14 protein-coding genes are annotated in these 12,994 nt (G+C 54.2%); 3 read left to right on the top strand and 11 right to left on the bottom strand.

Translation table 11 applies throughout. From position 1 onward, the window contains the following. Positions 1–10: 10 nt before the first annotated feature. The 4 genes from FFV09_RS23110 to FFV09_RS23125 all read right to left on the bottom strand — a co-directional run bounded on the left by FFV09_RS23110 (position 11) and on the right by FFV09_RS23125 (position 1,768). Positions 11–751, bottom strand: coding sequence for a Rha family transcriptional regulator (locus FFV09_RS23110; protein WP_141450053.1), 741 nt, complete (start codon positions 749–751; stop codon positions 11–13). Between the two features lie 146 nt (positions 752–897). Next, positions 898–1,137, bottom strand: a complete 240-nt coding sequence (locus tag FFV09_RS23115; protein WP_141450055.1) for a hypothetical protein — start codon at positions 1,135–1,137, stop codon at positions 898–900. Positions 1,138–1,149: 12 nt separating this feature from the next. Beyond that, on the bottom strand, positions 1,150–1,428 hold the full coding sequence (locus FFV09_RS23120; protein WP_141450060.1) for a group-specific protein: 279 nt from the start codon (positions 1,426–1,428) through the stop codon (positions 1,150–1,152). Between the two features lie 76 nt (positions 1,429–1,504). After that, entirely contained in the window at positions 1,505–1,768 is a 264-nt protein-coding gene (locus tag FFV09_RS23125; protein WP_141450062.1) for a helix-turn-helix domain-containing protein, read from the bottom strand. Between the two features lie 89 nt (positions 1,769–1,857). Here FFV09_RS23125 and FFV09_RS23130 point away from each other — a divergent pair, with 89 nt between their 5' ends. The 3 genes from FFV09_RS23130 (at position 1,858) to FFV09_RS23140 (ending at position 3,922) form a co-directional block, all read left to right on the top strand. Further along, positions 1,858–2,181 carry a helix-turn-helix domain-containing protein gene (locus tag FFV09_RS23130; protein ID WP_246098426.1) on the top strand — a complete coding sequence of 108 codons (324 nt, stop codon included), beginning with the start codon at positions 1,858–1,860 and terminating at the stop codon, positions 2,179–2,181. Positions 2,182–2,186: 5 nt separating this feature from the next. Next, positions 2,187–2,654 (top strand): ImmA/IrrE family metallo-endopeptidase, encoded by a 468-nt coding sequence (locus tag FFV09_RS23135; protein WP_342782076.1) that lies wholly within the window; start codon positions 2,187–2,189, stop codon positions 2,652–2,654. Positions 2,655–2,788: 134 nt separating this feature from the next. Further along, positions 2,789–3,922, top strand: coding sequence for a site-specific integrase (locus FFV09_RS23140; protein WP_141450064.1), 1,134 nt, complete (start codon positions 2,789–2,791; stop codon positions 3,920–3,922). 116 nt (positions 3,923–4,038) lie between these two features. Here FFV09_RS23140 and glnA read toward each other — a convergent pair whose 3' ends face one another. The 7 genes from glnA to FFV09_RS23175 all read right to left on the bottom strand — a co-directional run bounded on the left by glnA (position 4,039) and on the right by FFV09_RS23175 (position 12,924). Then, positions 4,039–5,367 carry a type I glutamate--ammonia ligase gene (gene glnA, locus FFV09_RS23145; RefSeq protein ID WP_141450066.1) on the bottom strand — a complete coding sequence of 443 codons (1,329 nt, stop codon included), beginning with the start codon at positions 5,365–5,367 and terminating at the stop codon, positions 4,039–4,041. A gap of 120 nt (positions 5,368–5,487) precedes the next feature. Continuing rightward, complete coding sequence (locus FFV09_RS23150; protein ID WP_018977629.1) at positions 5,488–5,901, bottom strand: MerR family transcriptional regulator; 414 nt, start codon at positions 5,899–5,901, stop codon at positions 5,488–5,490. 89 nt (positions 5,902–5,990) lie between these two features. Then, the gene (locus FFV09_RS23155; RefSeq protein WP_141450068.1) at positions 5,991–7,244 is read right to left on the bottom strand and encodes a methionine gamma-lyase family protein; all 1,254 of its coding nucleotides are present in this window, start codon (positions 7,242–7,244) and stop codon (positions 5,991–5,993) included. A gap of 139 nt (positions 7,245–7,383) precedes the next feature. Next, entirely contained in the window at positions 7,384–8,667 is a 1,284-nt protein-coding gene (gene hflX, locus FFV09_RS23160) for a GTPase HflX (RefSeq protein WP_141450070.1), read from the bottom strand. Between the two features lie 51 nt (positions 8,668–8,718). Next, positions 8,719–9,405, bottom strand: a complete 687-nt coding sequence (locus FFV09_RS23165; RefSeq protein ID WP_246098427.1) for a YdcF family protein — start codon at positions 9,403–9,405, stop codon at positions 8,719–8,721. A 57-nt stretch (positions 9,406–9,462) separates the two neighbouring features. Beyond that, positions 9,463–10,014 carry a ribonuclease FAU-1 family protein gene (locus FFV09_RS23170; protein ID WP_018977625.1) on the bottom strand — a complete coding sequence of 184 codons (552 nt, stop codon included), beginning with the start codon at positions 10,012–10,014 and terminating at the stop codon, positions 9,463–9,465. Positions 10,015–10,176: 162 nt separating this feature from the next. Then, the gene (locus tag FFV09_RS23175; RefSeq protein WP_141450072.1) at positions 10,177–12,924 is read right to left on the bottom strand and encodes a transglycosylase domain-containing protein; all 2,748 of its coding nucleotides are present in this window, start codon (positions 12,922–12,924) and stop codon (positions 10,177–10,179) included. Positions 12,925–12,994 lie beyond the last annotated feature (70 nt).

Consider the following 12,994-nt stretch of genomic DNA (forward strand, 5'->3'; position numbering starts at 1 on the left):
GCTCCATTTCCTATAAGATTGTTCCGATGCTGAGTTCCTTCACGATTCCCGTGTAGATTTCTTTCAGCCGCGGCTCCGACTCGATGACATCGAGTCTATTTGTCGTTTCGATTTTCGTTTTTGTCGCGCCGTCTTCTTGGAGCCGGGCCCGCATATTACTCAGGCGTCTGTTCAAGTCACAATGAGCGCGTTGCTCCAGGCGTCGGTAGCTTTCCGTCCGGGTCTCCCGGAAATCACCGTTTGTGCGCTTCGCCGCGGCGTTCAGCATGCCGTTCATCTGGTCGCGCCATCGCTCATCGCGCTGCAGGAAGGTTTCCTTGATCACAGCGATTTGTTCATCCGAGCGCTGCTGTCGCGCTTCAATCGCGAGTTGTCGCTGTTCCGTCTGGATGAGCGCCTGCAGGATCGGGCTGAGCTGCGAAATATCTGCCTTCGCTGCACGCTCCATCTCCTCGAAGCGGCTGACATAAGCGGCCGTGAAGAGTACGCCCTTATCGCCGGTCATCTTGTTCGCAACCATGTCGCATCCGCGTCGGGTAAGCAGGAAACTTTTATACTCTCGGCCCGCGCTAACATAAGAGCTTTCGATGAAGAAGTCGGCAGTCCTCAAATTTGAGGATTGATCCAAGACTGCTTTGTAACCTTCGATATCGCGCAACAGATTATCATGCCGTTTATCTACCATGTCGGCGACGTCGCGGCTGTCGGCGTAAAACACGCCGGCGCGTTCTACCAGTTGCAGTTTATCCAAGTGCGATCCCTCCCAGCGACTTGATCACGTACTGCATTTCGATCACGTTGAGAAATTGCAGAATTTCCGGTTCGCTCTGATAAAACCGTCGAGCCAGATCAATGCGCCGGCGAATCCCCAAAGGTTTTATGCCTTTGCGGGACATCTTACGTATTTCGTATTCCAAGCTGCTTTTCACTGTCTGAGTTGCTTTCAAGTTCTTCATCTCCCTCCCTGATTTCGAATGATTTGACATAGCGCACTTCCAGATCGTCCAACAACGCGAGTTCTTCCGGCTGTGAACGCAATATCTGGCGGAAGTCGTTCACCGCAGATTTGATTGTGACCGGGCTGCATCCGAGATTGTACATGCCAGCCAACTGCTCTTCGATAATTGAGTTTGCCATAGGTCCTCCTTCTTAAAAAGGCGACTGCTCCAACAACCATTGCCGGAGGAATTCGCGTGTTTCCTTTGCCGGGAAGTACCACTTCTGTCCGACCTTCCTTTTGATAAAGCGCGGATCATGGAAGAACATATCTTGGATGGTATTCCAGCTCATACAGGTTCGCTTCATAAGTTCTTTTGAATCCCAGAAGGCATATTCCGCATCGGCCGCTTTGACCAGTTCACCTATTTGTTCATGGCACATACGCTTCACTTCAACTGGATCAATTTCAACTTTTAAGAGGCTCTTCATTTGTAACCCCCTGTTACGTAACTGATAATTACTATAAAGTCAAAAAAATAGTAACAAACGATTGCGTAAGTGTTGCTTACGCGTTATAATGATTTTGTTGGGTTGTGAATCTTTTAGCGCTTTTCTGTTCAAGATCTTGCCAGAGATCATGAACACTAACACCAAAGTAATTCGCGAAACCAAAGACAAGCTCTACGCCGGGATCGGAATGACCATTTTCAAGATTGCGAACTGTGGTTTCTGTGACTCCCATATCTTCAGCAACCTTTTTTTGAGTGCCTTTAGCAATACGAAGCGCCTTAAACTTTGCTCGCACTGTACGTTTCTGAGTAACTGCCATTTACGTTTCGCCTCCTTTCGTAACTGATGATAACATGTAACTATGAATTACGCAAGCGGTAATTACTATTTAATTTAGGTGGTGTTTTTTTGGATCATCCAGGAATACGTATTAGAGAACTTAGAATGCGAAGAGGCTTATCTCAAGATCAACTGGCTGCGGCATTGGATATGAATCGAGTTAATATTTCTAATTATGAACGAGGTAAAATAACGAATATACCAGGCGATGTTTTATTAAAACTCGCTAATAAATTGAATACCAGTACTGACTATTTGCTCGGTCGTGAAGAACATGTAGAAATTGAAACAATAGCTGCCCATCACGATGGCGAAGATTTTACAGAGGAAGAACAGAAAGAGATCGAGGCATTCAAAGCATTTGTAAAGTCGAAGCGTAACCGCGAGGAGTGATCGTTGTGCTGCTTTACGAAGAACTATTAGACGAAGCTTATACCCAACATAATATCCATACATACGAAAAACCCTTATCCTCACGAACCAAAGGTCTTTATAGCGATAAGATCATTTGGATAAATAAGTTTATTCCGACTTATACAGAGAAAGGCTGTGTGATGGTCGAGGAACTGGGGCATCATCATACTAGCGTCGGCAATATATTAGATCAACGACACGTCGTCAGCAGACGACAGGAGCTGCGGGCGCGACAATGGGGACATGGCCGGGCAATCCCTTTGTGCCGCTTCATTGAGGCTCATAAAGCGAAAGTCAGTGGCCGGAACGACCTGGCTGCCTACTTGGGTGTCACAGAGGAATTTTTGCAAGAGACTGTTGATCGATACCGCGACAAGTACGGTTTATACAAACGGTTCGACGATAAATTCATTGTTGGGTTCGATCCAGTTGAGGTGCTTGAAATAGGGTAGTTCTCGAAGACGGAGCTGCGCAGGGCACCTTTTTGCCTTTTTAGCGAACATACATTCCCTTTGAGGAGGTGATACTTATTTAGAATACCTTCGCACGTTCTGTAATGTAAAAATTTTAAATTGGAGGTGCTGATTTGGCAAGCTTTAAGAAGCACGATGCTGGCTGGGAGTTTCGAATCCGATATAAAGATCCATTCACACAAAAGTTTCGTGAAAAATCACAGCGAGGCTTCGAAACGAAAAAGGCTGCGCAAATTGCCGCGGCCGAATTAGAAAAACAACTTGCTGCCGGATATGAGCAAAGTGATCTTCCACTCGCCGACTTTCTTTACATTTGGTTAGAGGAATACAAGAAAGGCACTGTACGAAAAAACACTTATGAATTACACAAGAATAATATCAAAAATCACCTGGTTCCCTATTTCAAAAAGATTTCGCTTCGTGATGTAAAACCAATTATGTATCAGGAGTTTCTCAACCATTTCGGACCTCGTGGATACAGCCGCCGTACCATCGAATTAATTCATGCTACAATGCACAACGCATTGGACAAGGCAGTAACACTTGGAAAGCTTGAGAAAAATCCGTGTAATGGCGTAGAGATACGCGGAGAGAAAAATCGTGGTGAAGTGCAATTCATCGAATCAGAAGATATCCCAAAATTTTTAGAAGCTACCTGGAAGTATGGTTACATCTATTGGATTTTCTTTAAAAGCATGATTGGAACGGGGATGCGCAAAGGAGAAGCTGCCGCGCTGAAATGGCCTGATATCGATTGGGAACAAAAGAAGCTTCGTATCGATGAAACCCTCGATTTCACAGCAGCCGATAAGAGTGAACTCTTTGGCGATCCTAAGACGTATCGATCCAAAAGATTCGTTCATGTTCCGCCAGCTTTGATGGAGGACTTAAGAAAGCACCAGGAGTGGCAGCAAAGAAACCGAGAGGCAATGGGTCCGCTATACCACCATGATCTGGATCTCGTCTTCTGTCGCACCAATGGTAATTTCATGCCAAAGTCTTCCTTATTCAATGCCTTCTCTCGGATTTGTCACCGTGCAGATCTGCCAGAGCTTCCTATCCACTCGCTTCGCCATACGTATGCTGTCCTTATGCTGGAAGCTGGCGCTGACATTAAGTTTGTTCAAGAGCAACTGGGTCATGGTAGTGTTCAAATCACTTCAGACGTGTATGCCCACATCTCCAAAAAACTCAAAGATCGTAATATGAAGAAGTTCGAATTGTTTACGGATCACCTTCTAAAGTGACTTCGTAAAAAGTTTGTGGGCATTTTGTGGGCACGCAGGCAATATAGGGCGTTCCGTATGCAAGTGCCCAAAAAAAGAAAAACCCTCAACGCTTAGAGCGCCAAGGGTTTGAGTTTCTAGTAGAGCGTCATGTACTGATCGCGTTCCCACTGGTGGACCTGCGTACGGTACATATCCCACTCAATTTCCTTGAGTTCGTAGAAGTGGGTCAGGGCGTGTTCGCCCATCGCCTGAACGACGACTTCGTCGCGGATCAGTTCGTTGAGTGCTTCCTTCAGATCGGCTGGCAGGCTTGGGATGCCTTCTTCGATCCGCTCTTCTTCGGACATGACATAGATGTTACGGTCGATCGGAGCCGGCAGCGTCATCTGTCTGCGGATGCCGTCCAGACCGGACTTGAGCATAACGGCCAGAGCGAGGTACGGGTTGGCTGCCGGGTCCGGGTTGCGGACTTCGATCCGCGTGCTCAGGCCGCGCGATGCCGGGATGCGGATCATCGGGCTGCGGTTGCTGGCAGACCAGGCCACGTAACAAGGCGCTTCATAGCCCGGTACGAGACGCTTGTAGGAGTTGACGGTCGGGTTCGTGATCGCCGCGAACGCGCGCGCGTGCTTGAGGATGCCGGCCATGTAATAACGGGCCGTCTCGCTCAAACCAAGCTCGTCGCTCTCGTCGTAGAACGCGTTTTCTCCCCCACGGAACAGCGACTGGTGACAGTGCATGCCCGAACCGTTCATGCCGAACAGCGGTTTTGGCATAAACGTCGCGTGCAGGCCGTGCTGACGGGCGATCGTCTTGACGACCAGTTTGAACGTCTGGATCTGGTCGGCCGCTTTCATCGCATTCTCGTATTTGAAGTCGATCTCATGCTGTCCCGGAGCCACTTCGTGGTGGGAAGCTTCGACCTCGAAGCCCATTTCTTCGAGCGTGATGACGATCTCGCGGCGGCAGTTCTCGCCGAGATCCATCGGAGCCAGGTCGAAGTAGCCGCCCTGGTCGTTCAGCTCGTCTGTCGGATTGCCGTTCTCGTCGGTGCGGAACAGGAAAAATTCCGGCTCGGGTCCTACGTTCATCGCGCTGAAGCCCATTTCTTCGGCTTCTTCGAGCGCGCGGCGCAGTACGGCACGCGGGTCGCCCGGGAAAGGCTTGCCGGACGGCAGATAAATATCGCAGATCAGGCGCGCGACGCGGTTCTCGGTTACCCACGGGAATACGACCCAGGTATCGAGGTCCGGATACAGGTACATATCCGATTCTTCGATCCGGACATACCCTTCGATGGAAGAACCGTCGAACATCATTTTGTTGTCGAGCGCTTTTTCCAGTTGGCTGACCGGAATTTCGACGTTTTTGATCGCGCCGAGCAGGTCGGTGAACTGAAGACGGATGAAGCGAACATTTTCTTCCTTGGCAATACGCAGAATGTCTTCTTTGTTGTAACTCAAGATACCCTCTCCTCTTCGTCTCTGTGATAGGTTACGTTCTTAAGTATACGCACTCCGCGCGCAGACTGCATCCCGGAACATCCCGAAGAAGCCAATCGACGCGCAAAATGCCGGTGTTTCTTATTTTCTATTAAAGAAGCGGGACAGTTCGCCTTGAATCAACGAGACTTGGCCCGGTTTCTTGCCGGAGACCAACTGCTGCTTGAGCATGCGATGAAGCTGCGAATCGGAAAGTTCTTTGCGCTTTTCTTCGGTTGCCGCGTTCAGGACGGTCGCTTCTTCGGATTCTTTGGTGACCGGGTTCATTACCTGCTTGATGCCGGCGATGTTGACGCCTTTTTCGATCAGGGCCTTGATCTCCAGCAGCCGCTCCACGTCGTTGAACGAGAACAAGCGCTGATTGCCGGACGTACGTGCCGGAACGATCAGACTGTGCTGTTCATAGTATCGGATCTGACGCGCGGACAGATCGGTAAGTTTCATAACAATCCCTATCGGGAACAAGGCCATATTTCTGCGAATGTCGTCGCCCATTTATGCATCAACCTTCCAATGTACTTTTCTTATTCTCTCTCTTATTGTACATATCCTGATAGGAAGCGTCAATGATGTGTTAGATTAACTCACAGTAAATTACGATCAAACAGATTTTGTAGAGCGTTAAGTACCCCGTACTTCACGTGGGAGTAAGTTAGACCGCCCTGCATGTAGCCGATGTAAGGCTCGCGAATCGGTGCGTCAGCCGACAATTCCAGACTGCCGCCCTGAATGAAAGTTCCCGCGGCCATGATAACCGGGTTCTCGTAACCGGGCATGTCCCACGGCTCCGGCACGACATGGCTGTCTACCGCTGCCGCGAGCTGAATGCCCTGCACGAACGCGATCAACTGCTCCGGCCGCTCGAACACGACCGCCTGAATCAGGTCGGTACGCGGAGCGTTCCAGGCCGGACTGCTGGCAAAGCCGGCCAGTTCGAACATGGCGGCGGCAAAAATGCTGCCTTTGACCGCTTGCCCGACAATCGTCGGCGCCATGTACAGCCCCTGGTAGATGCCGCGCGTCGTGCCGAGCATCGCGCCGACTTCTGCTCCGATGCCCGGTGCCGTCAAGCGATACGCGGCCAATTCGACGAGATCTTTTCGCCCGCAAATATAACCGCCCGTTTCCGCCAGACCGCCGCCCGGATTTTTGATCAGCGAACCGGCCATCAGATCGACGCCGACTTCGGTCGGTTCGAGTTTCTCCGTAAATTCGCCGTAACAGTTGTCCACGAAGACGATCGCGTTCGGGCATAGTTCCTTGACTTTGCGCGTCATGTCCCCGATCTGCTGCACCGTAAACGGCAGGCGCCACGCGTAACCGCGCGAACGCTGGATGCCGATCACTTTCGTGTTCGGCGTAATCTGGCGGGCCACCTCGTCCCAATCGACTTCGCCGTCCGGCGTCAGGGAAGCTTCGCGGTAGCCGATGCCGAAATCGGCAAGAGAGCCGGTGCCGTCACCGGTTTTGCCGATCACTTTGTGCAGCGTATCGTACGGCGTGCCGGTCATATAGAGCAGCTCGTCGCCCGGACGCAGCACGCCGAACAGCGCCGTCGAGATCGTATGCGTACCGGAAGCGAAATGCGGGCGCACCAGAGCGGCTTCGGCCCCGAACACGACCGCATACAATTCGTCCAGCACCTCGCGGCCCCGGTCGTTATAAGCGTACCCCGTCGAAGGGTTAAAATGAAAATCGCTGACTTTACAGCTGCGAAAAGCTTCGATCACTTTCCATTGGTTATGCTCGACGATGGCGTCGATCTCTTCAAAGCGGGGGCGCACGATCCGCTCCGCTTCTTCTTTCCACTGCTCGATTGTCGCTTCAAAAGTTCTCATCGTCTTGTTGTTCCGTCCTTCTTTTTTCGATTTGATGGGTCCGCACGTTGATGGGTCTGCACGCCGTAGGCCGGCGCGCCGAAACGTCAGACGATTCCCGCTTCTATACGAAGGGGAATCGTCTTTTTCATCTGGAGTTTTAGAGTTTGTAGTCTTCCAGCAGATGCGCGTATTTCTCCGCTTCTCCCGTGTGCAGGCGAACTTCGTACAGGATGTCGGACTCGTCGAACTCCTGGGAGATCACTTCGCCGATTTTGTACAGCTGGGCGGCGAGGTCGCCGCGCGCGGCCGGAATCCGGTAAGAGACCGTTCCGCCCGTCAATTCTTCCTGCAGGCGGTTCAGCAGCTTGTCCAGATCCTGCTTGTCGTAAGCGCTGATACGCAGGTTCTGCTCGTCTTCCGGAAGCAGCTCCAGCTGCTCCGGCGTGCACAGATCTTTTTTGTTGTACAGCTGGATCTGCGGTTTGCCGCCGGCGCCGAGTTCTTCGAGAATGCGGTCGACGACTTTCATCTGGTCGCTCAGCATGTCCGAAGACGCGTCGACAACGTGCAGCACGAGGTCGGCTTCGTTCACTTCCTCAAGCGTCGCGCGGAACGCGGCGATCAGGTTATGCGGCAGGTTCTGGATAAAACCGACCGTATCCGTCAGCACGATCTCGCGGCCGCCCGGCAGTTCCAGCATTCTCGACGTCGGATCGAGCGTCGCGAACAGCTGATTCTGCACATAAACGTCGGCATCCGTCAGCTCGCGAAGCAGCGTCGATTTGCCCGCATTCGTATAGCCGACCAGCGCAACCTGCACCGTTCCGCTTTTCTTGCGGCGCTGACGCTGCATCGTGCGGTGCTTCTCCACTTCGCCGATTTGCCGTTTCAGCTCGTCGATCCGTCCGCGGATATGCCGGCGATCGGTCTCAAGCTTCGTCTCGCCGGGACCGCGCGCGCCGATACCGCCGCCGAGTCTCGACAGATTGCCGCCTTGTCCCGACAGGCGCGGCAGCAAGTAGCTGAGCTGGGCGAGTTCGACCTGGATAATCCCTTCGCGTGTTTTGGCCCGCTGGGCGAAAATGTCCAGAATCAGCTGGGTACGGTCAATGATTTTCAAATCCAGTTCGGCTTCCAGATTGCGCACCTGCGCACCGGACAGCTCCTGGTCGAAAATCGCCGTGTTGGCGCCGAGCTCGTCCGCGATCACTTTGAGCTCCTGGACTTTGCCTTTGCCGATAAACCATTTCGTGTCTTTCTTTTCCTTGTTCTGCGTCAGGGTCGTAAGCACCTGGACGCTCGCCGTTTCGGCCAGCGCCACCAGTTCGTCAAGCGAATACACCGGGTCGATCCCGGAACGCTTCACTTCGTCGGTCACGAGACTGACGAGAATCGCGCGGGGATTTTCCTCCGGCGTCGTATCGTAAGTTGTCGTCTGCATCTCTTGTTCTCCTTCTATCCCATGGGGGTACATCCGTTCCATTATCCCCGATTATTTGCCGTCTGGCAACGTGTTCTTGTCGAGCAGCCATTTGGTAAAAGCGAGCGTCTCGCGGCCGCGGGTCTGCCATAGATTCAGCGCCTCGGTCGGAGCGAGCTCGAACTGCGGATCTTCGTAGCCCAGAAAGTCCGCGATGTCTTCGGAGCGGGCGCCATGGAATTGATGGGTCACGATCGTGGCCGTCTCCATGCCGTGCTCCTGCATGATCTTGGTGCTAAATAACAGGTTCTCGTACGTGCTGGTCGCTTTGTTTTCCAAAATGATATTCGCCTCGGGCACGCCGCGCTTGCGCAAATAGTTGGCCATACCTTCCGCTTCCGTCAGCTTCATCTGCGGATTGTCGAGCCCGCCGCTGACGATGAGCATCGGATATGCTCCGCTTGCGTAGCCTTCGTAGGCGGCTTCGAGCCTCTCGGTCAGCGCCGGACTCGGTTCGTTATTCCACAGACTTGCTCCGAGTACGATGCCGACATCCGTGTTGTGCTCACGGTCAAGCGTCATGCCCTGCCCGATCCGGATCTGAATATACAGCGTCCAGAACGCGAACAGGATCACACCGACTCCTGCCGCAAGCGCCAAAGATTTGATCCATCGGCCGCGTCTGCGGGGCGTGCGGTCTGCCGGTCCCCGGACCGGTCCGGTGCCGCGCAGCGATTCCGGCCGTTCACTCGTATTCACTTGCCTTCGTTCCCCTTTCCCTGCAAGACCGTTCGGCGCGGCATCGTCCGCCTGAAGCTAGACTTTGAGCGCCGAAGCCGGGAACAGCCGTCTGCGATGTTCGATCGAGAGCCTGAAATACGGAAAAGCGTGCGCGTCGATCATCCGAAGCAGCCCGTGGGCCGTTCGGGTCGCCAGCGCATAGTCCGCTTCCGTAATGACGCCGCGCCGCAGCGCATCGTCCAGTTCGTCTTCGTCCAGCAAAAAAACGGTGCCGTCGCCCAGTACGACGATATCCAGATACAGATCGTCGAACCAGGGTACGCCCTGATCCGTTACGCCCTGCGATTTGCAGATATCGATGTACCATTCCACGACTTCCCTTTTCTCGTTGAACATTGTCGTGACGATAAAGTGGGCATCCTTGGGAAAATACTGCAGCCAAGAATAGCCTTTGTCGGCCACACAAAACGTAAGTCCCCCGTACGTTTTCATCAGCGGTTCCTTCAGCTTGAGCATATTGTACAAGGTTACGTAGCCCGTAAAGCGGCGGCTGTCGATGTACCGGCACAAGAATCTCCGATCGGTTACGCGCCGCCAGTTGGCTCTGTCAGCAAATTTACGTTTCATAGGGAACCGACCCTTTCCATTATTCCATTTGACTAAAGCTTATCACATTCTCAGGCCACTTCACAAAAGAACTGGCTTGCTCTTGCTCTACATTACCCGATTTACGGAAAATATGTGCAAAAAAGCTCCGAAAGCCGTTTATGGCTTTCGGAGCTTGCTTGTTTAGGGCTGGGTAGGCGCGACTTCCTGCGTACCGTCCGTAACCGTTCCCGCCGCGGGATCGGTCGGTTGGGCCGCATTCGGATCGGCCGGGGGTTCGGCTGCTGGATCGGATTGTTCCTGATCCGCCGGCTCTTCGGGAACGACCGTGCCCGGAACCGTATTCTCTTCTCCGGTGCCGTCTTCGGCCGGAGGAGCCACGGTACCCGGATCGGTCGTCTCGCCGCCGTTGTTGCCGTTATTACCGTTGTTGCCGTTATTGCCGTTGTTTCCATTATTGCCGTTATTGCTGCCATTGTCCGAGCCGCTGCCGTTGTCTTCGACCGGCGGCGGAACTTCTTCCGCACCTTCGTCGACTTCCGGCTCTTCGACTTCTTCCGGCGGCGTCGTCTCTTCCGGCGGCACGACCTCTTCCGGGTTGTCCTGAGCCGGCACGGTCAGACTGACCGTGTTGGAAGCCGCAGACTCCACAATCGGTTCTTCACCCGCCCGATAAGCCGTAACCGCGTAGCTGTAGGTCAGTCCGGCGAGCGCGCCCGGATCTTCCGCCGAAGCGGACATCAGGCCGTCGGAGAGCATCGAAGGCTGGGCTTCGGACGACTCCTGGCGGTACAGGCGATAGCGGACGTTGTCTCCGGCTACCGGCTGCCAGGAGAGCACGATCTTCTCGCTGCCGACGTCATACGAAGCGACAAGCCCGCTCGGCGCGCCGACCGGCTCGGCCGCTGCCGGCGGTTCCGGCTGTGGCTCCGGCTCTTCGGCGACCGGCTCCTGGGCTGGCGCGTCCGGCGCTTTGAAGTCCGTCACCGGCGTTCCGTCCAGCGCCTGGCTCATGACCCGGGCGAACATGGAGGCGGCCAGGCCGCTGCTGTTCTTCAGCAGGTGTTCGGCATTCGGCTTGTCGTAGCCCATCCATACGGCTCCGGTCCACTCCGGCGTATAGCCGACGAACCAGACGTCGCGGTTGGCGCTGTTGCCGTCAATGCCGCTCTGCGTCGTGCCGGTCTTGCCGGCCAGAGGACGGCCGATATCGGCTTTTTTGCCGGTACCGTCCGTAATGACGCTCTGCATCATCTGCGTCATCTCGTAAGCGGTCTGCGCGCTCATGACTTCTTTGGCCGTGTCGATCCGGCTGTAGATCTCGATTTCGTTCGAATCGCGGATCGATTTGATCGCGTACGCTTCGATATATTTGCCGCCGTTGGCGAACGAGTTGTATGCCTGCGACATCTCCAGCGTGTTCGTCCCGCTGCTGAGACCGCCGAGCGCAAGGCTCAGGTTATGGTCTTTGTCGGTCAGCGGGATGCCGAGCGATTCCGCGAACTGGAAGCCCGTCTCGACGCCGATCTGGTTCAGCAGCCATACGGCCGGAATATTGATCGACTCTGCCAGCGCTTCTTTCATCGAGACGGATTTGCTGTACCCGTGCAGGTTTCTCGGGCTGTAGCTGCCGAAGCTCTGCTGTTCGTTGTTCAGCTGCGAATCGACCGTGAACTGCCCGGATTCGAGCGCCGGCGCGTAGGACGCGATCGGCTTGAATGCCGAGCCCGGCTGCCGGCGGCTGTTGACCGCGCGGTTGAAATCGCCTTTATGGTAATTGCGCGCTCCCAAAATGGCGACGATGCTGCCGTTCTGGCTGTTCGTAATCGTCATGGACGCCTGCACCGGCTGATCGTCGGGACTTTCCTCGAACAGCGAGTCGTCCTTGAACGCGTCTTCGAGGCTCTGCTGCGCTTTGGCGTCCATCGTCGTGTAGATTTTGTAGCCGCCGCGGTTCAGGTCGTCTTCGCCGAGTGCCGTAGCGTCTTCCGCTTCCTGCAGCACGTAGTCGATAAACGCCTGATAATGCGTTTCTTTGGTCTCCGGCGGCGTGTAGTTGTAATTGATCGCCGCCGCTTCGTCTTTTTCCGCTTCCGTAATGTAGCCCTGCTCGTACATGAGCTGAAGCACCACGGCGCGGCGCTCTTTGGACTTGTCGGGATTCGCGATCGGGTTGTAGCGCGTCGGCGCTTTCGGCATCGCCGCAAGCGTCGCCATCTGCCACAGCTTGAGATCGTTCAGGTCGCTTTTGCCAAAATAACGTTCGGACGCGGCTTTGATGCCGTAATGCTGGCCGCCGAACGAAATCCGGTTGAGATACATGGCCAGAATCTCGTCTTTGTTGAACTGGCGTTCAAGCGCCAGCGCGATCGACACTTCCGTCGCTTTGCGGAAAAACGTCTTGTCCGCGGACAGGAAAATGTTCTTGGCGAGCTGCTGGGTGATGGTACTGCCGCCTTCCACGGCCGAGCGGGCAATGACGTCGCGGACCGCCGCCCGTCCGATCGATCTCAGGTCGACGCCCGAGTGATCGAAAAAGCGTTTGTCTTCGGTCGCCACGAAAGCGTCCTTGAGCAGCTTCGGAATGTCCTGCTCCTCGACTTCTTCGCCGCGCTGGATTTTGACTTCGCCGATCTGCACGCCCGTCCGGTCGTAGAGGACCGTCGGCGCTTTGATATCGATCTTGTCTTTGTTCTCGGCGAGAATCTTCTCCCCGTTGATCGTAATGAACAGGTAACCGCCCAGCGCGCACAGGACCGCAAACGCCGCCGTGAAAAATAAAGTCCAAAAAACGCGTTTCCCCGTAATTTTTTTCTTTTTCGGGGAAGTTTTTTTCTTCGCAGTCGTCGGAGGTTTTTTGCCTCCGCCGTTCCCGCCTCCGCCGCTTCCTCCGGCATTCCGGTTCGAGCGGCTCAGTTGTGGGTTAGGCATGATGTGTTCTGACACCCCTTTTGCATTCTTTGCGGCCTGAACGATCCTGGGCCGCTATGATGGTTCGCTA

This window comes from Saccharibacillus brassicae, from assembly GCF_006542275.1.
GTDB lineage: Bacteria > Bacillota > Bacilli > Paenibacillales > Paenibacillaceae > Saccharibacillus > Saccharibacillus brassicae.

What these genes read in the sequence shown, in the direction of transcription:
- FFV09_RS23115 (WP_141450055.1), bottom strand. Translation starts at nt 1,137, where the DNA reads ATGGCAAACTCAATTATCGAAGAGCAGTTGGCTGGCATGTACAATCTC.
- hflX (WP_141450070.1), bottom strand. Translation starts at nt 8,667, where the DNA reads ATGCAGACGACAACTTACGATACGACGCCGGAGGAAAATCCCCGCGCG.
- FFV09_RS23150 (WP_018977629.1), bottom strand. Translation starts at nt 5,901, where the DNA reads ATGGGCGACGACATTCGCAGAAATATGGCCTTGTTCCCGATAGGGATT.
- FFV09_RS23120 (WP_141450060.1), bottom strand. Translation starts at nt 1,428, where the DNA reads ATGAAGAGCCTCTTAAAAGTTGAAATTGATCCAGTTGAAGTGAAGCGT.
- FFV09_RS23155 (WP_141450068.1), bottom strand. Translation starts at nt 7,244, where the DNA reads ATGAGAACTTTTGAAGCGACAATCGAGCAGTGGAAAGAAGAAGCGGAG.
- FFV09_RS23125 (WP_141450062.1), bottom strand. Translation starts at nt 1,768, where the DNA reads ATGGCAGTTACTCAGAAACGTACAGTGCGAGCAAAGTTTAAGGCGCTT.
- FFV09_RS23175 (WP_141450072.1), bottom strand. Translation starts at nt 12,924, where the DNA reads ATGCCTAACCCACAACTGAGCCGCTCGAACCGGAATGCCGGAGGAAGC.
- FFV09_RS23170 (WP_018977625.1), bottom strand. Translation starts at nt 10,014, where the DNA reads ATGAAACGTAAATTTGCTGACAGAGCCAACTGGCGGCGCGTAACCGAT.